General features: G+C 63.2%; 18 protein-coding genes. 8 read left to right on the forward strand and 10 right to left on the reverse strand.

Annotated elements, in window-relative coordinates; genetic code table 11:
• The first annotated feature begins 2 nt into the window (after positions 1 to 2).
• From IHE39_RS03275 to IHE39_RS03285, 3 genes are all read left to right on the forward strand, one after another.
• The gene (locus tag IHE39_RS03275) at positions 3 to 1,160 is read left to right on the forward strand and encodes an amino acid ABC transporter permease (protein ID WP_184768679.1); all 1,158 of its coding nucleotides are present in this window, start codon (positions 3 to 5) and stop codon (positions 1,158 to 1,160) included.
• Positions 1,161 to 1,183: 23 nt separating this feature from the next.
• Entirely contained in the window at positions 1,184 to 1,987 is an 804-nt protein-coding gene (locus tag IHE39_RS03280; protein WP_275945137.1) for an amino acid ABC transporter ATP-binding protein, read from the forward strand.
• A gap of 91 nt (positions 1,988 to 2,078) precedes the next feature.
• Positions 2,079 to 2,777 carry a TIGR02117 family protein gene (locus IHE39_RS03285; protein ID WP_184768680.1) on the forward strand — a complete coding sequence of 233 codons (699 nt, stop codon included), beginning with the start codon at positions 2,079 to 2,081 and terminating at the stop codon, positions 2,775 to 2,777.
• Here the strand turns inward: IHE39_RS03285 and IHE39_RS03290 are convergent.
• Both IHE39_RS03290 and IHE39_RS03295 read right to left on the reverse strand, forming a co-directional pair.
• Positions 2,735 to 3,955, reverse strand: coding sequence for an FAD-dependent monooxygenase (locus IHE39_RS03290; RefSeq protein ID WP_192565492.1), 1,221 nt, complete (start codon positions 3,953 to 3,955; stop codon positions 2,735 to 2,737). The genes IHE39_RS03285 and IHE39_RS03290 overlap by 43 nt on opposite strands.
• A gap of 16 nt (positions 3,956 to 3,971) precedes the next feature.
• A complete protein-coding gene (locus IHE39_RS03295; protein ID WP_184768682.1) occupies positions 3,972 to 4,220 on the reverse strand; it encodes a zinc-finger domain-containing protein in 249 nt (82 codons plus the stop codon).
• Between the two features lie 152 nt (positions 4,221 to 4,372).
• Between IHE39_RS03295 and IHE39_RS03300 the strand changes: the two genes are divergently transcribed.
• Together IHE39_RS03300 and ppx are read left to right on the forward strand one after the other, a co-directional pair.
• Positions 4,373 to 6,580 carry an RNA degradosome polyphosphate kinase gene (locus IHE39_RS03300; protein ID WP_184768683.1) on the forward strand — a complete coding sequence of 736 codons (2,208 nt, stop codon included), beginning with the start codon at positions 4,373 to 4,375 and terminating at the stop codon, positions 6,578 to 6,580.
• Positions 6,580 to 8,115, forward strand: coding sequence for an exopolyphosphatase (gene ppx, locus IHE39_RS03305; protein WP_192565493.1), 1,536 nt, complete (start codon positions 6,580 to 6,582; stop codon positions 8,113 to 8,115). Before IHE39_RS03300 ends, ppx begins: the two co-directional genes overlap by 1 nt.
• Here ppx and IHE39_RS03310 read toward each other — a convergent pair.
• From IHE39_RS03310 to IHE39_RS03325, 4 genes are all read right to left on the reverse strand, one after another.
• Entirely contained in the window at positions 8,108 to 8,521 is a 414-nt protein-coding gene (locus tag IHE39_RS03310; protein ID WP_192565494.1) for a DoxX family protein, read from the reverse strand. The genes ppx and IHE39_RS03310 overlap by 8 nt on opposite strands.
• Before the next feature lie 131 nt (positions 8,522 to 8,652).
• Entirely contained in the window at positions 8,653 to 9,078 is a 426-nt protein-coding gene (locus IHE39_RS03315; protein ID WP_192565495.1) for a DoxX family protein, read from the reverse strand.
• Positions 9,079 to 9,342: 264 nt separating this feature from the next.
• Positions 9,343 to 10,740: a class II fumarate hydratase gene (fumC, locus tag IHE39_RS03320; RefSeq protein WP_192565496.1), complete on the reverse strand. Its 1,398-nt coding sequence runs from the start codon at positions 10,738 to 10,740 to the stop codon at positions 9,343 to 9,345.
• Between the two features lie 193 nt (positions 10,741 to 10,933).
• Positions 10,934 to 11,113: a CsbD family protein gene (locus IHE39_RS03325; protein WP_192565497.1), complete on the reverse strand. Its 180-nt coding sequence runs from the start codon at positions 11,111 to 11,113 to the stop codon at positions 10,934 to 10,936.
• A 190-nt stretch (positions 11,114 to 11,303) separates the two neighbouring features.
• Here IHE39_RS03325 and IHE39_RS03330 point away from each other — a divergent pair, with 190 nt between their 5' ends.
• On the forward strand, positions 11,304 to 12,767 hold the full coding sequence (locus IHE39_RS03330; protein WP_192565498.1) for a patatin-like phospholipase family protein: 1,464 nt from the start codon (positions 11,304 to 11,306) through the stop codon (positions 12,765 to 12,767).
• A gap of 225 nt (positions 12,768 to 12,992) precedes the next feature.
• On the opposite strand, the gene IHE39_RS03335 is transcribed toward IHE39_RS03330, so the two are convergent.
• The 4 genes from IHE39_RS03335 to IHE39_RS03350 all read right to left on the reverse strand — a co-directional run bounded on the left by IHE39_RS03335 (position 12,993) and on the right by IHE39_RS03350 (position 17,672).
• Positions 12,993 to 14,390, reverse strand: coding sequence for an MATE family efflux transporter (locus IHE39_RS03335; protein ID WP_192565499.1), 1,398 nt, complete (start codon positions 14,388 to 14,390; stop codon positions 12,993 to 12,995).
• Positions 14,391 to 14,882: 492 nt separating this feature from the next.
• Positions 14,883 to 16,538: a chaperonin GroEL gene (gene groL / locus IHE39_RS03340; RefSeq protein ID WP_184768691.1), complete on the reverse strand. Its 1,656-nt coding sequence runs from the start codon at positions 16,536 to 16,538 to the stop codon at positions 14,883 to 14,885.
• Between the two features lie 64 nt (positions 16,539 to 16,602).
• Complete coding sequence (groES, locus tag IHE39_RS03345) at positions 16,603 to 16,899, reverse strand: co-chaperone GroES (protein ID WP_018427182.1); 297 nt, start codon at positions 16,897 to 16,899, stop codon at positions 16,603 to 16,605.
• A 158-nt stretch (positions 16,900 to 17,057) separates the two neighbouring features.
• Entirely contained in the window at positions 17,058 to 17,672 is a 615-nt protein-coding gene (locus tag IHE39_RS03350; protein ID WP_184768692.1) for a DsbA family protein, read from the reverse strand.
• Between the two features lie 170 nt (positions 17,673 to 17,842).
• Here IHE39_RS03350 and IHE39_RS03355 point away from each other — a divergent pair, with 170 nt between their 5' ends.
• On the forward strand, positions 17,843 to 18,313 hold the full coding sequence (locus IHE39_RS03355) for a MarR family winged helix-turn-helix transcriptional regulator (protein ID WP_192565500.1): 471 nt from the start codon (positions 17,843 to 17,845) through the stop codon (positions 18,311 to 18,313).
• A complete protein-coding gene (locus IHE39_RS03360; protein WP_192565501.1) occupies positions 18,310 to 19,455 on the forward strand; it encodes an HlyD family secretion protein in 1,146 nt (381 codons plus the stop codon). The genes IHE39_RS03355 and IHE39_RS03360 overlap by 4 nt, the downstream gene beginning before the upstream one ends.
• Positions 19,456 to 19,478: the final 23 nt, after the last annotated feature.

Here is a 19,478-nt window from a genome sequence, read left to right on the forward strand (position 1 = left end):
ACATGTCGCAAAACGACCTTCATTACGTCCGCACCGAAATGGCGCTGCCGCAACCAGCGCCACTTCGCGAGCGCGGGCCGGTGGCCTGGATTCGCAAGAACCTGTTCGCCAATCCGTTCGATTCGGTGCTGACGATCATCGGCATGCTCATCGTCGCGATGATCCTGCCGCCCTTGATCGACTGGGCGCTGATCCAGGCGCAATGGACCGGAACCGACCGGACCTTCTGCGCCACGGTGGCGCAAGGCGGTATCCAGCCGGAAGGCTGGTCCGGCGCCTGCTGGGCATTCGTCAACGCCAAGTTCGGCCAGTTCATGGTCGGCCGCTATCCGTTCGACGAGCGCTGGCGGGTCATACTCGTGGCGATCATGTTCGTGGCACTTTTGGTGCCGCTGCTGATGCCGCGCGTACCTTACAAGGGACTGAATGCGGTCCTGTTCCTGCTGGTATTCCCGGTTGTCGCTGGGATATTGCTGATCGGTGGCGTTCTGGGCCTGTCGCATGTCGAGACCCCGCTTTGGGGCGGCCTGCTGGTGACGCTGACCTTGTCTTATGTCGGCATCGTCGTATCGCTGCCGCTCGGTATCCTCCTGGCGCTCGGACGGCGTTCCAAGATGCCGGTGGTCAAGATGCTCAGCGTCATCTTCATCGAAACAGTACGCGGCGTGCCGCTGATCACGGTGCTGTTCATGGCGAGCGTGATGCTGCCGCTGTTCCTGCCGGCGGGCGTCAGCTTCGACAAGTTCCTGCGGGCGCTTATCGGTGTGTCGCTGTTTGCCTCGGCCTATATGGCCGAAGTGGTACGCGGCGGCCTGCAGGCGATTCCCAAGGGCCAGTATGAGGGGGCCGATTCGCTCGGCCTCAGCTATTGGCAGAAGACCGGACTGATCGTCCTTCCGCAGGCGCTCAAGCTGGTCATCCCCGGGATCGTCAACACCTTCATCGGCCTGTTCAAGGACACAAGCCTCGTCTACATCATCTCGATGTTCGACCTGCTCGGGGTCGTCAGGCAGAACTTTTCGGATCCGGCCTGGGCTTCGCCCCAGACCCCATCGTCAGGGCTGGTTTTTGCAGCGCTGATCTTCTGGATGTTCTGCTTTGGCATGTCGCGATATTCCATTTATATGGAGCATCGTCTCGACACCGGGCACAAGCGATAACGAACAACAAAAGGGAACGGCCCATGGCCATAGAAAACGCAGTCAGCGCCGACGAGATCAAGGTCGATCGGGCGAAGATGCACATCTCGGATACCGACGTGGCGATCGACATTGTCGGCATGCACAAGTGGTATGGCGAGTTCAACGTGCTCAAGGACATCAACCTCAGGGTGATGCGCGGAGAGCGCATCGTCATCTGCGGCCCGTCCGGCTCGGGCAAGTCGACGATGATCCGCTGCATCAACCGGCTGGAAGAACACCAGAAGGGCAAGATCATTGTCGACGGCAAGGAGCTGACCAACGATCTCAAGAAGATCGACGAAGTCCGCCGCGAAGTCGGCATGGTGTTCCAGCACTTCAATCTGTTCCCGCACCTGACGATCCTCGAGAATTGCACGCTCGCCCCGATCTGGGTGCGCAAGACGCCGAAGAAGCAGGCCGAGGAGCAGGCGATGCACTTCCTGCGCCGGGTCAAGATCCCCGAGCAGGCCAACAAGTACCCGGGCCAGCTCTCGGGTGGTCAGCAGCAGCGTGTGGCGATCGCGCGTTCGCTGTGCATGAACCCACGCATCATGCTGTTCGATGAGCCGACCTCGGCGCTCGATCCCGAGATGATCAAGGAAGTGCTGGAGACAATGGTCGGCCTCGCCGAAGAAGGCATGACCATGCTGTGCGTGACCCACGAGATGGGTTTCGCCCGCAAGGTCGCCAACCGCGTCATCTTCATGGACCAGGGCCAGATCGTCGAGGAGAACACGCCGAGCGAGTTCTTCGACCATCCGCGCCATGAGCGCACCAAGCTCTTCCTGAGCCAGATCCTCCACTAGGGTCGGCGCCTGAAAATCAAGAAAGCCCGGTCGAGATACGGCCGGGCTTTTTTGTTGGAGCAGGCGCACCGAAATTGGGGACGGCGTGTCGGTGAGAAGAATTCTACGTCTGCTGGGCGTTGTCGTGCTTGTGTTGGTGGCAACGGTTGTCTTGGGCACGCTGGTGCCGCGGCCGCTTTTCCGGGGCGCCACCGATGAAGCAACGCCGCGCCATATCCTTGTCTTCACCAATCCGATCCACACCGACATCGCCGTGCCGATCGACGAAGCTGTGCTGGAAAAGTTCGGCTTCCTGCTCGACGCGGGCATCGAGGCGGATCTGTCGACGGCGCGTTACCTCGTGTTCGGATGGGGCAGCAAGGCGTTCTATATAGGCACGCCGACATGGTCCGAACTCAAACCCGGCCCGGTGTTTGCGGCGCTGACGCTCGACGACTCGGTCATGCATGTCGATCTCGCCGGTGATATCGCCCTGCCGCAGCCCGCCGTCCGCCGCTTTGAGATTGGCGAGAAAGGTTTTGTTGCGATGCTAGATTTCATCGACCGCAGCTTTGTGCGGGGCACGGCTGGCGTTGAACGCATTCCCGAAGTTGCCTATGGCGACTATGACGGCTTCTTTGACGCCCACGGCAAATTCAACGCACTTGCCGGCTGCAACACCTGGACCGCGGCAGCGCTCAGGCACGCCGGTTTGACCACGGGTTGGTGGAACCCGCTGCCGGCGACGCTGAACTGGTCGCTCGGCCTCTACAACCGGCCGCTCGTCCAATCCGGGGGCGTCCAGCCATAGAGCCAGTCCATGTCGGCAGCCAGGCTTGCCGGCGATTTGAGCCGAAGGAACAGGTTGCGGGCCAAGGCCACCGGTCCGGCGGCGTGCCAGGCGAAATGGTTGAGCGCGCCGCGCCGCGTTACCTTGAGAACGCGCGCCTTTCGTGCCGCTTCCCACTGCGCCAGCGCTTCCGCCATGTTCGAGGCCACAACGATCGCGTCAGCCAGCGTGTAGGCGTCTTCGATCGCCATGGCGGCACCCTGGGCGGCAAACGGTGTCATGGCATGCGCCGCATCGCCGATCAGCACGATGCCGGCTGGGGACGTCCACGGCCGCGATGGGTCGACGGTGTGCAGCGGCCACACGGTCCACGGCCCGGCCTCTTGGACAAGCCTGGACAGGGCAGGGGCCGTGCCATGCATGGCGCGTTTCAACGCGCCGGCGTCGGTCTCTCCCGACCATTGCTCGGCGATCGCCGTGCCCGGTGTGAAGGCGACGAGATTGACCGCATGGCCCGCGCGGATCGGGTAGGCGACGAGGTGGAAGCCGGGGTGCAGGAACGTCGTCACCGTCGTAAGCGAGGTCACTCCGGCGAATTGTCGACCGAGTTCGCTGTCGGCGGGGATGGTTGTGCGCCAGGCCAGTTCGCCGGAAAATCTGCTCTTTTCATTCGGGCCGACCAGGCGCCGGCTGGCCGACCAGACGCCGTCGGCTGCAACCAATAGCCCGGCTTGCTCATAAGAGCCGATACCGCCTTGCGTCACTGAGACGGTGAGTCCGTCTGCCTGAGGAACGGCAGCGTCGACAGTCGCTCCGGTCGCGATCTCGATCAGCGGGTTTTCGGTAACGCGCGCCAGCAGGGCGCTTTGCAGGTCGGCGCGATGGGCGACGAGATAAGGCGATTTCCAGCGCCGTTCGGCCGCGGTGCCGAGCGGCACACGGGCGCGCTCGACAAGGGTTGCCGCGTCGCGCAGGACGACAGCTTCGGGCCGCACAGCCGAGGCGCTGACGAGGTCGAGCACGCCGAGACGGTCAAGGATGCGGGTGGCGTTGGGAGAGAGCTGGAGGCCGGCGCCGACTTCTTCGAGCACCGGCGAACGTTCGTAGATGCGAACGCCGATACCGTGTCGGGCGAAGGCAAGTGCCGCAGTGAGCCCGGCGATGCCGGCACCCGCGATCACGACATGCCGCGATTGCATGACCGCGGCTTTGTCGTCAGGCAGCGCGGTCGATGACGTAGAGGCAGCCTGCCGGCTGGGTCTCGGTCGCCTTCAGCTTCGAGGAATAGCGGAACAGTGTCGAGCAGTACGGGCAGACCTTTTCGGCGTCTGCGCCCATGTCGAGGAACACATGCGGATGGTCGAAGGGAGCCTTGGCGCCCACGCACATGAATTCCTTCACGCCGATCTCGATCACGGCATGTCCAGCATCGTTCTGGAAGTAGGGGATGGAGCCACCGGCCATGGTATTTTCCCTTCTAAGGAACCTTATTGGAGAGCGTTTGTATCATATGCGACCGGTTTGCAAGATGCTGAAATGAAACTGTCGCAATTGCCTGTCAGAGGATAAGTTGAGCCGGATAAGCGGCGGAACGCGGCAGTGGGGAAGGTTTGCATATGAATCAGTTGAAGCCGGTCCATACCGATTTCGTCAACGACAAGTCGCCGACGGGTTCCATCGACGGCAACCCCGATCGCTTCGTCAATCGCGAGTTTTCCTGGCTGCAATTCAACCGGCGCGTGCTCGAACAATCGCAAAATCCGAACCATCCGCTGCTCGAACGCGTCCGCTTCCTGTCGATTTCTGCCGGCAACCTCGATGAGTTCTTCATGGTCCGCGTTGCTGGCCTTGCCGGGCAGGTCCGTGAGGGCATCACCGTCCGCAGCGCCGACGGCCGCACGCCGGAGCAGCAGCTCGATCAGCTGCTGCTCGAGGTCGAGCGGCTTCAGGAAGACCAGCAGAAGAGCCTGTCGAGCCTGATGGAATTGCTCAAGGCCGAAGGTGTCGAGAGCATATCGGCGAACGACCTTACCAAGGAAGAGCGGAAGTGGCTTGAAGATCACTTTATGGAGCAGATCTTCCCGGTCCTGACGCCGCTGTCCATCGACCCGGCGCACCCGTTCCCGTTCATCCCCAATCTCGGCTTCTCGATGGCCCTGCAGCTGCGCCACCGCAAGAGCGGCGAGGAAATGACGGCACTGCTGCGCCTGCCGGTGGCGCTCAAACGCTACATCCGCTTGCCCGACCGCAAGCGCTCGGTGCGCTTCATCCCGATCGAGGAGACGGTGAACCTGTTCATCGGCAAGCTATTCCCTGGCTATGAGGTCAAGGGCTCGGGCACATTCCAGATCATCCGCGACAGCGATATCGAGGTCGAGGAAGAATCCGAGGATCTGGTGCGGCTGTTCGAGACCGCGCTCAAGCGCCGCCGGCGCGGGTCGGTGATCCGCATCGAGTTCGACAGCCAGATGCCGGCCGAGCTGCGCGAATTCGTCGCCGGAGAGCTTGGCGTCTCGGCCAATCGTGTCAGCATCCTGAGCGGACCGCTGGCGATCAACCAGATTTCCGAGATCGTCTCGATCCCGCGCGACGATCTGAAATTCCCGCCCTTCAATCCGCGCTTTCCCGAGCGTATCCGCGATCACCGCGGCGACTGCTTCGCGGCAATCCGGGAGAAGGATTTCGTCGTCCATCACCCCTACGAATCGTTCGACGTGGTCGTGCAGTTCCTGCGCCAGGCGGCAGTCGATCCGGAGGTCGTGGCGATCAAGCAGACGCTCTACCGCACGTCCAATGACAGCCCGATCGTGCGCGCGCTCGTCGACGCCGCCGAGGCCGGCAAGTCGGTGACCGCGCTCGTCGAGCTCAAGGCCCGTTTCGACGAGGAAGCCAACATCCGCTGGGCCCGCGATCTCGAGCGCGCCGGCGTGCAGGTCGTCTTCGGCTTCCTCGAACTCAAGACCCACGCCAAGATGTCGCTGGTGGTGCGCCGCGAGGACGGCCGTCTGCGCAATTACGTCCATCTCGGCACTGGCAACTATCACCCGATCACCGCGCGCATCTATACTGACCTGTCGTTCTTCACCACCGATTCGGCGATTGCCCGCGACGTGGCCCATATCTTCAATTTCATCACCGGCTATGCCGAACCTGCCGACGAGATGTGCATTGCGCTGTCGCCTTACACGCTGCGCAGCCGCATCCTCAAGCATATCGCCGATGAGGTCGAGCATGCCCGCGCCGGCCGGCCGGCGCAGATATGGATGAAGATGAACTCGCTGGTCGATCCAGACGTGATCGACGCGCTCTACGATGCCAGCCGCAGCGGCGTCGAGATCGACCTGGTGGTGCGCGGCATCTGCTGCCTCAGGCCGCAGGTTCCGGGACTCTCGGAGAACATCCGCGTCAAGTCGATCGTCGGCCGCTTCCTCGAGCACAGCCGCATCTATTGCTTCGGTAATGGCCATGGCCTGCCGTCGGACGACGCCATCGTCTACATCAGCTCGGCCGACCTGATGCCGCGCAATCTCGATCGCCGCGTCGAATGCATGGTGCCGATCGCCAAGCACTCGACCGTGCACGAGCAGGTGCTTGGCCAGGTCATGCTGGGAAATATCATGGACAACCAGCAAAGTTTCGAAGTATTGGCGGATGGAACCTCGCGGCGGATAACGCTCGACGAGGGCGAAGAGCCGTTCAATGCGCAGGAATATTTCATGACCAATCCGAGCCTGTCCGGACGGGGTGACGCGCTGAAGTCTCACGCGCCCAAACGCATTGCCCAGTTCAAGCGCCGCAAGAAGGCGGAGGCGGCGGCCACCTGATGGCGCAGCTTTCGCAGGGCCGGCTCAAGGACCGCCGACCGCTGTCGATCATCGATATCGGCTCGAATTCCATACGTCTCGTCGTCTATGAAGGGTTGGCACGTTCGCCGACCCTTCTGTTCAACGAAAAGATGCTGGCCGGCCTTGGCCGCGGCATCGTCTCCACCGGCAAGCTCGATCCCGAGGGCGTGACGCGCTCGATGGAGGAGTTCAGGCGCTTCCGCGCACTGTCCGAGCAGGCCGGCGCCGAAAAGATGTATGTGCTGGCAACCGCTGCCGCCCGCGAAGCCATCAACGGCCCCGATTTCATCCAGCGCGCCGAAGATGTGCTGGGCACCAAGATCCAGGTGCTGACCGGCCGCGAAGAAGCCCACTATTCCGCCCTAGGTGTGATCTCCGGCTTCCATCCGGCCGACGGCATCGCCGGTGACCTTGGCGGCGGCAGCCTCGAGCTTGTCGACGTCCGGGGCGAAGAGATCGGCGAAGGCATCACCTTGCCGCTGGGCGGGCTCAGGCTGCAGGACATGGCCAAGGGCTCGCCGGTGGCTGCGGCCAAGATCGCGCAGGCCGAACTGGCCCGGGCCAAGCTGCTCAAGGGCGGGCAGGGGCGGACTTTCTATGCCGTCGGCGGCACTTGGCGAAACCTTGCCCGGCTGCACATGAACGCGACCAACTACCCGCTGGAAGTGATGCATCACTACCAGATGGACCCGGTCAGTCTCGTACCATTCCTGCGCCAGGTGGCGCGTGGCGAGGTCGAGAAGATCAAGGGCATCGAAGGCGTGTCCAAGAACCGCCGTTCGCTGCTGCCCTATGGCGCGCTGGTGCTGCAAGAGATCATCACGGCGATGAAGCCAGAGAAGATCGTCGTTTCGGCGCTCGGCGTGCGCGAGGGCTTTTTGTTTTCGTTGCTCGAAGAGCAGGAGCAGCGCGGCGATCCACTGATTTCGGCTGCCGAGGAATTGGCGGTGCTGCGGGCACGGTCGGTGCGCCATGCGCACGAGCTTGTCGAATGGACGCGCAGTTCTTTCGCCGCCTTCGGCATCGAAGAGACAGAAGAAGAGGCACGTTATCGCCACGCTGCCTGCCTGCTCGCCGACATCGGCTGGCGCGCGCATCCCGAATATCGTGGCCGCCAGTCGCTCAACATCATCGCGCACGCATCGTTCATCGGCGTCGATCACCCGGGCCGCGCTTTCCTGGCGCTTGCCAACCTGTTTCGCCATGATGGCGTTTTCAACGACAGCTTTGCCCCGGAACTGAAGGAACTGGCGACGCCGCGCTATCTTGAGCGTGCCCGCATCCTTGGCGCGATGATGCGGGTGGTCTACCTGCTCTCGGCCTCGATGCCCGGCGTGATGCCCAAGCTGCGTTGGGAAGACCGGGGCAATGGCGTCCTGGCGCTGGTCATCCCCAGGGAATTCGGCCAGCTCTATGGCGAGCGTCCGGCTGGACGTCTCGCCCAACTCGCCAAGGTCACCGGCCGCAAGCTGGTGCTGGCGGTCGAGGACGGTCCCAGTATCGCGGTCAAATAGGCTGGCGCAGCAACATGCGGTCGAGCGAGATCGCGCCTGCGCCCGCCACCGATAACGCCAGCAATCCGCCTGCCGTGGCGATATCCTTCATCAGCGCCTGCTGGTGCATGAAGGCCATCGCCGCGTCGCCGCCGCCCTGGCCGTAGTGACCGATGAAGCCGGCCGCGAGCGCAAAGGCCGCCAACAGGACGGGCACGATGCGCGACTGGAAGCCGACCAGCACCAGCATGCCGCCAACCAGCTCGAAAAGCCCGACACCCAAAGCGACGATCGTTGGCAAGGGAAAGCCGAGGCCGGCGAAGTAGCCGGCGGTCACGGTAATGTTGGACAGCGTGCTGATGCCCGCCGGCACGAACAGGGCCGCGATCAGAATTCTGGCGACCAGCAGCAACAGGCTGTTGAGCATCGGCACATCCTCGCAGCCGCAAGATGCACTGGCGCACCCCCGATGTCATCAGTATCCGGCCTGCGGGAGGCGGCAGCGCACAAAAAAAGCCCGGGACGAACCCGGGCCATTCCAAGGGGAATTTCTGAAGTTTAGCGGCGGCGGCCGTCGATCGACAGGGCGCCAGCGCCGAAGGCGGCGAGCACGAACAGGCCGCCGGCAATGGCGAGGTTCTTCTGCAGGAACATGATCTGGTTCGGATCGGCGAAGTCGGTGTGGGCAATGGCGGTGGCCGCCAGGGTGAACACGCCGAGCACGATCGCCGCGATGCGGGTCTGCAATCCGACGAGAATGGCGATGCCGCCAACCAGTTCAACCAGGCCGACGACAACGGTCGTAACGGTCGGCAGCGGTAGGCCGATGCTGGCAAACCAGCCGGCGGTGCCGGAAATGGCGGTCAGCTTGGCAAAGCCAGCGAGGATGAAGATGACCGACAAAAGCACGCGGCCGGCAAGCGTGAGGGCCGAGGCATTGGTGCTGAGGCCGGACTTTGCGGTGGCAATGGAAGCATTGGACATGGGCGTGAGGCTCCGTTGAAATCGATGCCCAACACCTAGTGGATTCGGACTGTTCACTAAAGGTGCGAATATGTCGACAGATCGTTCACTAAAGCAATTCCAGGAAAAGTGTCCGGCGGTTTTCCGTTCGGAATTGCGGAAAAACAAATGATGGAGCGGAACCGCTCCAAAGAAACGGTTTGCTCGAAACCGCCGGCCGGACGACGCGCGGCACGGCGCGGCAGGTGAGTGCCACGCCGTGATGGAAATCGACCTGCCAGATGATCAGCCCGGACGGGTCATGTCCTCGGGACGAACGATGCGGTCGTAATCCTCGGCGCTGACCAGCCCGGTCGCCAGCGCTTCGTCGCGCAATGTGGTGCCGTTCTTGTGCGCGGTCTTGGCGATCTTGGCGGCGTTGTCGTAGCCGATGGTCGGGGCAAGGGCGGTGACCAGCATCAGCGAGCGGTCGAGCGCCGCCTTGATGTTGTCTTCGCGCGCCTCGATGCCGACAACGCAGTTGTCGGTGAAGGAGACCGCAGCGTCGGCCATCAGCTGCACCGACTGCAGGAAGTTGTAGGCCATCACAGGGTTGTAGACGTTGAGCTCGAAATGGCCCTGGCTGCCGGCGAAGGTCAGCGCGGCGTTGTTGCCGAACACCTGCACGCAGACCTGGGTCAGCGCTTCGCACTGGGTCGGGTTGACCTTACCCGGCATGATCGACGAACCCGGCTCGTTTTCCGGCAGCGACAGTTCGCCAAGGCCAGAGCGCGGGCCCGAGCCGAGGAAGCGGATGTCGTTGGCGATCTTGAACAGGGCGGCGGCAGCCGAATTGATGGCGCCGTGCGAGAAGACCATCGAGTCGTGGGCGGCAAGTGCTTCGAACTTGTTCGGCGCCGTGACGAAGGCGATGCCGGTGATCGCGGCAATGCTCTCGGCGACTTTTTCGGCGAAGCCGACCGGTGCGTTGAGGCCGGTGCCGACAGCAGTTCCGCCCTGCGCGAGTTCCTGCAGACCGGGCAGGGTCAGTTCGATGCGCTTGATCGACGAGGCGACCTGGGCGGCATATCCGCCGAACTCCTGGCCCAGCGTCAGCGGCGTCGCATCCTGGGTGTGGGTGCGGCCGATCTTGATGATGTGGTCGAATTCGCGCGCCTTCTTGTCGAGGGCGGCATGCAGGTGCTTCAGCGCCGGCAACAGGTCGTGGACGATGCGCTCGGCGCAGGCGATGTGCATGGCCGTCGGGTAGGTGTCGTTCGACGACTGGCTCATGTTGACGTGGTCGTTGGGATGGACCGGCTTCTTCGAGCCCATCTCGCCGCCCAGCATCTCGATGGCACGGTTCGAGATTACCTCATTGGCGTTCATGTTCGACTGCGTGCCCGAGCCGGTCTGCCAGACCACCAGCGGGAAATGGTCGTTGAGCTTGCCGTCGATGACTTCCTGCGCTGCGGCAACCACGGTGTTGCCGATCTTGGGATCGAGCCGGCCAAGCGCCATGTTGGCTTCGGCGGCTGCACGCTTGACGATGCCGAGCGCACGCACGACCGACAGCGGCTGCGTTTCCCAGCCGATCTTGAAATTGCCCAGCGAGCGCTGCGCCTGCGCACCCCAATAGCGGTCGGAAGCGACCTCGATCGGTCCGAAGGTGTCTGTCTCGGTTCTGGTCTTCTGGGCTGTCACGATCAGGTCTCCGAAAAATCTCGTTGCGGGCATCGGCCTATCGCGTTGCACACACGGCTTCAAGCGGAGATTGGGGCGTGCCGGAATCCTAATCGGTTCAACTGGGATGTCGTTTGAGGATCGGCGCCCAAGACTGGAGTGGGGACATGAAAAAGGCGGCCGGAGCCGCCTCGCTCTTCACAGGCACTCGTGGTCAAAGGGCCTTCTTTATCTTTTCCTTGGTGTCGCCATAGGCCTTCTGCACCTTGCCGGCGATCTTCTCGGCGGTACCCTCGGCCTGGGTCGTCTTGTTGCCGGTGGCCTTGCCAGCCGCTTCCTTGACGGAGCCGGTTACCTGCTTGGCAACGCCCTTGACCTGATCCTTGTTCACCATTTCGCATCTCCTGTGGCTATGTGGCGCTTGAAAACGTTTTGGATGCGTTCCGGTTCCCGCGTCCCAGGTTGCTGCGCTGTTTCCCGGGTTGATGCGCTGTTTCCCAAGTTGCTGCACTGTTTCAATGCCGCTAGGCTCAGCCGGATCTTGCTGGCATTGGGGGGCGATCTTGTCGGCACCGGGGATGGGGATGCGGTTGGCAATTCGCGCGGCATGGGCCGTGATGGCGGGATTGTCGGCAGCCGGCTGCGTCGCCAGCGACGTTGGCCCGATCAACACGCTGACAGCCCATGTCGGCCAAGCCTCGCCGGAATTCATCCCCGATATCGGCGATGACGGCTCGACGGTGGTGGGCTTGAGTTTTTCCGGCGGCGGCACGCGGGCGGCAGCTTTCGCCTATGGCGTGTTGCGCGAACTCGACGACACCATCATCGACGAACATCCGGTGACGCGCAGCCTCGTCGACGATATCCGCATGATATCGGGCGCTTCGGGCGGGGCGGTGGCGGCATCCTATTTCGGCTACAGGGGGCGGGACGACTACCGCGATTTCCGCGAGCGCTTCCTGGTCAAGGACGCCGAAGCCTATCTCAGGACGTCGACGCTATCGCCGGTCAACCTGGCGCGCGCGCTCAATGGCGGCGTCAACGACCGCAACGGCTTCGCCAGATGGCTCGAGGACAATCTTTTCAACGGCGCGACCTATGCGAATTTCAGGCGACCCGATGCCCCGATCGTCTGGATAAACGCCTCCGACATCTACAACCGCACGCCGTTCCTGTTCACCTATGACACTTTCGCCGCCCTGTGCAGCGATCTCGACAAGGTCAGGCTGTCCGATGCCGTTGCAGCGTCAGCCGCGGTTCCCGTGGTCTTTGCGCCGGTCGTCCTGTCGGCGACCATGCCGAAATGCGGGTACAGCCAGCCTGCGTGGCTGAGCCGCGCGCTTGCCGATCCCGACGCCTCGGTGCGGCTCAAGGCCTATGCCGGCGCCTTGCAGACCTATCAGCACGAGGACCGGCTCGACTATGTGAAGCTGCTCGACGGCGGGCTGACCGACAATCTCGGCATTACCGGTTTCACCATCGAGCGCTCGTCGGCCGGCACGCCCTACGGTCCGCTGTCGCCGGCGGCGGCCGTCAAGTTGCGGACCTTGTTGTTCATCGTTGCCGATGCCGGTCGCGAGGACGATGTCGACTGGGGCGAAACCATTCGCGGTCCGGGCCTCGGCGACCTGCTCGAGGCGGTGACCAACACGACCTTCTCAGCCGCGGTCCGCGATCAGCTCGATGCGCTCAAATTTGCCGTGGGGGAGTGGCGCGGCGAACTGATCCACTATCGCTGCAGCCTGTCGGCTGAAACGGTCAGGCGTTATCGCGGTTCGCTGGCCGGCTGGAATTGCCGCGACGTGCGGCTCGTGCTCGAACATCTGTCATTTGCCGATCTTGACCCTGCGGCCCAGGCAAAGCTGAACCGCGTGCCGACGCGGCTGAAGCTGCCCGTCGAACAGGTCGACCTGACGATTGCGGCAGGACGCGAGGCGCTTCGGGGCAATGACAGCTTCCAGGAGGCCGTCGCCGACATCCGCCGCCATGCCCGCGTGCTCGACCACGTGCTTGGCCAACAGCAGGTCGCCTTGGGCGGCGCGAACTGAGCCGCGAGCATTGCGCTGGTTCGCCGAAGGCATAAAGCGATCGTTCGCCGAAGGCACAAAAAAGAACGCCTCCCGCACCTTTGAGAGTGCTGGAGGCGTCCTTTTCGCCGTTCGATGTTCCTTCTGAATTGCTTCTTCCGGTACCGACGACATCACATCAATGCGCGGGCGGCAGAAAGGTTCCGCCGGTTTCGAAAAAAACTTCGATGTTTTTTCGACGCCGTCTCAGGCGATGGCGGCTTTGGCCCGGAACAGGCCCCAGGCGAAGCCGGTTCTCGCCCTTGCATGCAACAGCAGCGCCGAGACCACCAGCACCATCAGCAGTTCGGCCATGGGCGAGGCCAGCCAGATGCCGCGTTCGCCCAGCATATAGGGCAGGCCGATGGTCAGCGGGATGGCGAACAGATAAGTGCGCGCGACGCTGAGCAGCAGGGCGCGGCGGGCATCGCCGATGGCCTGGAAGTAACCCGACAGCATCATCACAGGCCCGGCCAGGATGTAGAGCGACACCGTCATCGGCAGGATGCGGGCGACTTCGCCTTGTGTTGCTGGATCGTCGACGAAGATCGCGCCCAGGCTGCCATGGCTCAGCAGCATCGCGGCCTCGAACAGCGCGCAATAGCCCAGCGCCAGCACGAGGCCGAGCTTGAGGCCGGCATCCGAGCGCAGCCACAGGCCGGCGCCGAAATTGTTGCCGACGATTGTCTGCATCGCCATGTTCAGCCCGAGCATCGGCAGGAAGGCAAAGGTCATGATGCGGGTGATGATGCCGTAGGCGGCAACGGTCGTGGCATAGGCCTCGCCTTCCCACAGCTGCGTCGCCGTGATGACCGAAGCGGCGAACAGCGAGATGCCGATGAAGCTCAGGCTCTGCGGCGCCCCGAGCGACAGCAATTGCCGCCAGGCGGCAGTCCAGCGCATCGAGGGAACCAGCGCATATTGCAGCACCGTGCCGGCGCGCAGCCTGTAGACGACGATGAAGGCGACGGCCATCAGCTGGGCCAACACGGTGCCCACCGCCGAGCCTGATACACCGTAGTCGAAGCCGACGATGAGCAGGTAGTTCAAGCCGGCATTGGCAACCGACGTCAGCAGGTTGGCCGCCGCGACGATGCCGAGGCGGCCTTCGCTGCGCAGCCCGTCGCCATTGAGCGACAGCGCAAACATCAGTGGCGCAGCCCAGACCAGGATGGAGATGTAGCTGTAGCCCATCTCGGCAAGCGGCCGCGATCCGTTGGCGAGCCGCAAGGCCAGTTCCCTGCCGCCGAGCAGGAACGCAGCGATCGCCAGCGCGCAGACGAGCAGGGCCAGGCCGTGCGCATCGAGGAATGTCGCCCGCGCCTTGTCGAGGTCGCCGGCGCCGAGCAGGCGGGCGAGCTGGCTCGCCATGCCGCTTGCGACCAGCGTCGACAAGGCAACGAGCAGCATGAAGGCCGGGAACATCAGGGTGACGGCAGCAAGCGCGTCGGGCCCGACATAGGCGCCGAGGAAATAGGCATCGACGATGGCGAGCAGGCCGTTGGTGGCCATGATCAGGATGATGGGTGCCGCCGTCCTGAGGAAAAGGCCGGGCAAGGGGGCATGCAGGAAGGCGTTCGCGCCCTTAGGGTCGAGGGAGGTCATCTCGTCGTCTCCGATAGCGCATCAAACGGAGATCAAATGGGGCCCGCATTGCCATTGGTCTGATGCGTCGGTTTCGACTGACATGGCGAAGGCTTTACCGTGCTTGCGCTGCGGGCGGCGGGCCCTTCATGCCCCGGGCGCTCACTAGGCCTGTGGATGCACGCTGTCAATCCAGGTCCGCGGGCGCGCCTTGCTGACAGGGGCAAGAAGGGCGCCCGAAGACGCCCGCGGCAGGTATCCGCAAGTCAGGCGGCAAACACTTCTGTTACTCGATGGCGAGCCCATCACCGTATTCGCAAACGCCGGCGTTTCGGTCGTGCGCCCCGGTAAAGAGCCGATTGCTCAGCGCCAACTGCTGTAACGAAAAAGGGCGCCCGTGGGCGCCCTTTCCGTAAGCTTGAGCCAGATGGCTGGATTAGAAATCCATGCCGCCACTCAATCCCGCTTGGCGGGCTTGAGTAACTTTAGCTCATGGGTGTGCTTATGGACTTCTTAGAAGTCCATGCCGCCCATGCCGCCCATGCCGCCGCCGCCCATGCCGCCGGGCATGCCGCCGCCAGCCGAGTCCTTCTTCGGAGCTTCGGCAATCATGGCTTCGGTGGTGACGAGCAGGCCGGCAACCGAGGCAGCGTCCTGCAGAGCCGTACGAACGACCTTGACCGGATCAACGATACCGAAAGCGATCATGTCGCCGTATTCGCCGGTCTGGGCGTTGTAGCCGAAGGTCGCCGTCTTGTTCTCGAGGATCTTGCCGGCAACGATCGAAGCTTCGGCACCAGCGTTTGAAGCGATCTGGCGGGCCGGAGCCTGCAGAGCGCGACGGACGATGTTGATGCCGGCGGCCTGGTCGGAGTTCTCGCCGGTTGCCTTGATGGCGAGCGAAGCGCGCAGCAGAGCCACGCCACCGCCGGGAACGATGCCTTCTTCAACAGCGGCGCGGGTTGCGTTCAGCGCGTCGTCGACGCGGTCCTTGCGCTCCTTGACCTCGATCTCGGTCGCACCGCCGACGCGGATGACGGCAACGCCGCCTGCCAGCTTGGCGAGACGTTCCTGCAGCTTCTCCTTGTCGTAGTCCGACGTGGTCTCTTCGATCTGCTGCTTGATCTGGGCGACGCGGCCCTGGATCTCTGCCTTCTTGCCGGCGCCGTCGACGATGGTGGTGTTCTCCTTGGAGATCGACACCTTCTTGGCGCGGCCGAGCATGTTGAGGCCGACGTTCTCGAGCTTGATGCCGAGGTCTTCGGAGATGACCTGGCCACCGGTCAGGATGGCGATGTCTTCCAGCATGGCCTTGCGGCGATCGCCGAAGCCCGGAGCCTTGACGGCAGCGATCTTCAGGCCGCCACGCAGCTTGTTGACGACGAGCGTGGCCAGAGCCTCGCCTTCGACGTCTTCCGAGATGATGAGCAGCGGCTTCGAGGTCTGCACGACGGCCTCGAGGACCGGCAGCATGGCCTGGAGGTTCGACAGCTTCTTCTCGTGCAGGAGGATGTAGGCGTCTTCGAGGTCAGCAACCATCTTGTCGGGGTTGGTGACGAAGTAGGGGCTGAGGTAGCCGCGGTCGAACTGCATGCCTTCGACGACTTCGAGCTCGGTCTCGGCGGTCTTGGCTTCTTCAACCGTGATGACGCCTTCGTTGCCAACCTTCTGCATCGCTTCCGCGATCATCGCGCCGATTTCCTTCTCGCCGTTTGCCGAGATGGTGCCGACCTGAGCGACTTCTTCCGAAGTCTTGATCTTCTTCGAGCTCTTGACGAGGTGGGTGACCACTTCAGCCACGGCCAGATCGATGCCGCGCTTCAGATCCATCGGATTCATGCCGGCGGCAACGGCCTTGTGGCCTTCCTGAACGATTGACTGGGCCAGAACGGTCGCGGTCGTGGTGCCGTCGCCGGCGATGTCGTTGGTCTTCGAAGCAACTTCGCGGACCATCTGCGCGCCCATGTTCTCGAACTTGTCTTCAAGCTCGATTTCCTTGGCGACGGTGACGCCGTCCTTGGTGATGCGCGGGGCGCCGAACGACTTGTCGATGACGACGTTGCGGCCCTTGGGGCCGAGGGTCACCTTCACCGCGTCGGCGAGGATGTTGACACCGCGCAGCATGCGCTCACGGGCGTCGCGGGAGAATTTTACTTCCTTGGCAGCCATTTTAAGCTCCTCGATAGGCCTTTAGGGCCCGAATTTTCAGATGGATGGTGCGGATGGGTGGCGATTAGCCGATGATGCCCATGATGTCGGATTCCTTCATGATCAGAAGGTCTTCGCCATTGAGCTTCACTTCGGTGCCCGACCACTTGCCGAACAGCACGCGGTCACCAGCCTTGACGTCCAGCGGGACGAGCTTGCCGGCTTCATCGCGAGCGCCAGAGCCGACGGCGACGATTTCGCCTTCCTGCGGCTTTTCCTTGGCCGTATCGGGGATGATGATCCCGCCGGCGGTCTTGGATTCGGATTCGACCCGGCGAACGACCACGCGGTCATGAAGCGGGCGGAACTTCGACTTTGCCATTTGAACTTCCTCGGTGAACGATTGAGAACCCTGGTCCGGCTGAACCGGACTTGGTTAGCACTCACTTCAGGCGAGTGCTAACGTGCCGCTGAGATAGTCCGCCACCCCTCGGCTGTCAAGGGAACGACAGCTTTGCGACAGCGAGTTTTCTGGGGTTTCTAGGCGCGCGCCTTGGCGATGGCCTTGCGGAAGTCGTCGGCCGTCATTCCGCGCTTGTAAAGTGCCTTGCCGATCAGGAAGCCAGGCGTGCCCTGGAGCTGGAAGGCGGTGGCCTGCGCCTCGGTGCGTGAAAGCAGGCCGACCAGCATGTCTTGCCTTGCTTCGAGGTCGCCGCGGGCGATGTCGATGTCGACACCGGCTTCGCCAAGCAGATTGGCGGTGCTGCGGAACGTCAGGCGGTCGCGTGTCGTCATCAGCGTATGCACGGCATCGGCGTACCGGCCCTGGCTGTTGGAGGCCAGGGTCAGCAGTGCGGCATTGCGCGAGACTTCGCCGAAAATCGGCCAGTCGCGCAGGACGAGACGAATGCCCGTGTCCTCCTTCATGACGTCCGACAGCTGGAGGAAGCTGAGCTTGCAGTAGGGGCACTGGTAGTCGGTGAACTCGACGACAGTCACGTCGCCATCCGGATTGCCGAGCACGGGAATGTCGGGGTCGAAGGCGACCTCTTCCACCGTCGGCATCGGGTTGGCCCAGAGCGGCAGCGGCGCCAGCGCGCCGAAGCCTGCAATAACCTTGAGGATATGACGCCGGTTGGGCGACCGGTCCGGCATGCGATCGATCCTGTTTTTCGTGGCGATCTCCTAGACGATGAGCGCGCATGATTAACAGTCGCCTAATCGCCGCGTCGGCACACGATGATGTGAATGCTGGGACGTGAATGCAGGTGTGCAATGCAAAAATGCCGCTTGATTGGTGAGCATGCTTATAATATATGCAGCTCATGAAAAACGAAGGTATCGACAGGCTGGGATTCCTTATCCACGACGCGGCGCGGCTGATGCGGCGCAATTTCGAGCAGCGCGGTAGCGAGTTCGGGCTGTCGGCGGCGCAATGGCGTCTGCTGGTCAGGCTGGTCAAGGAAGAGGGGGTGGCGCAGGCGCGCCTCGCCGAACTACTCGAAATCGAGCCGATCAGCGTCTCGCGACTGCTGGACAGGATGGAGGAGGGCGGCTGGATCGAGCGCCGCCAGGGCAGCAGCGATAGACGGGTGCGGATGATCTTTCCGACCGGCAAGGCGCTGGAAGCCTTTTCCAAGGTCAAGGCCGTTGCCGGTGAAGTGTACGAGCGGGCGCTGGCAGGACTTTCCGACGAAGAGCGCCTCGCCACGGTCCATGGCCTGCGCACCATTGTCGACAACCTTTCCGCTGGCGAACCCGCGGATGCGAATTGTTTGAGAGAGACGAAGAAATGAACGCGGTGGCGAAAGTGAACGAGAATAGCGCAAAGGTCGAGCTCGAGGGCACGGCTGCAACCCAGCTTCATCAGGTGGTGGCACCTGCGCCCGCGCCGAAGAAGCGTGGCCGGCTTGTGCTGATGGCGGCATTGCCCTTGGCCCTGGTGGTCGGCGGCGGCTACTTCTGGGTGACCGGCGGCCGCTACCAGGAAACCGAAAATGCCAACCTGCGCCAGGCCAAGGTGAACATCGCCTCGGAAGCCGCGGGCCGCATCGTCAAGGTTGACGTTGCCGACAACACGACGGTGAAATCAGGCGACGTTCTGTTCGAGGTCGATCCCGAGCCCTACAAGATCGCCTTGGCGCAGTCGGACGCAGCACTTGCTGCGGCCCGGCTCAACGTCGAGCAGCTGCGCGCCGCCTACAGCCAGGCCGTGGCTCAGGAGCGGGTCGCGGCGAGTGGCCTCGACTATGCCCAGTCGCAGTTCGATCGCAGCAACGGTCTGGTCAACAAGGGCGTCAATACCAAGTCGTCGCTCGACGAGGCCCGTATGGACCTCGACAAGGCGCAGGAGCAGCACAGCGCCGCGGTCCAGGGCATCGCCAGTGCCAAGGCCGCGCTCGGCGGCAATCCCGATATTGAGACGGACAAGCATCCGACGGTGCTGTCAGCGCTTGCCGCACGTGACAACGCTGCCTTCAACCTGGCGCAGACGACCGTCCGCGCGCCCGCCGATGGCGTGGTCTCACAGGCCGCATCCTTCAAGGTGGGCCAGTTCGTCGGCACCGGCACCGCGCTGTTCAGCCTCGTCGAAACCGGCGACACCTGGATCGAGGCGAACTTCAAGGAAACGCAGCTGACCCACATGAAGCCCGGCCAGCAAGCCGAGATCGTGCTCGACACCTATCCGGACCGCACCTTCCACGGCACGGTCGAGGCAATCGGTGCCGGTACGGGCGCGGAGTTCTCGCTGCTGCCGGCGCAGAACGCCACCGGCAACTGGGTCAAGGTCACCCAGCGCATTCCGGTCAGGATCAAGGTCGATACCGCCGAGGCAGGCCTCGCCATGCGTACCGGCATGAGCGCCTCGGTGTCGATCGACACCGGCGTGTCGCGCGGCTTCGGCAGCATTTTCGGTCACGCGGTGGCAGCGGAATAGGCGCCGTCACCTCAATGTCTAAG

The sequence above is a fragment of the Aminobacter carboxidus genome (genome assembly GCF_014863355.1).
Taxonomy (GTDB): Bacteria; Pseudomonadota; Alphaproteobacteria; order Rhizobiales; family Rhizobiaceae; genus Aminobacter; species Aminobacter carboxidus.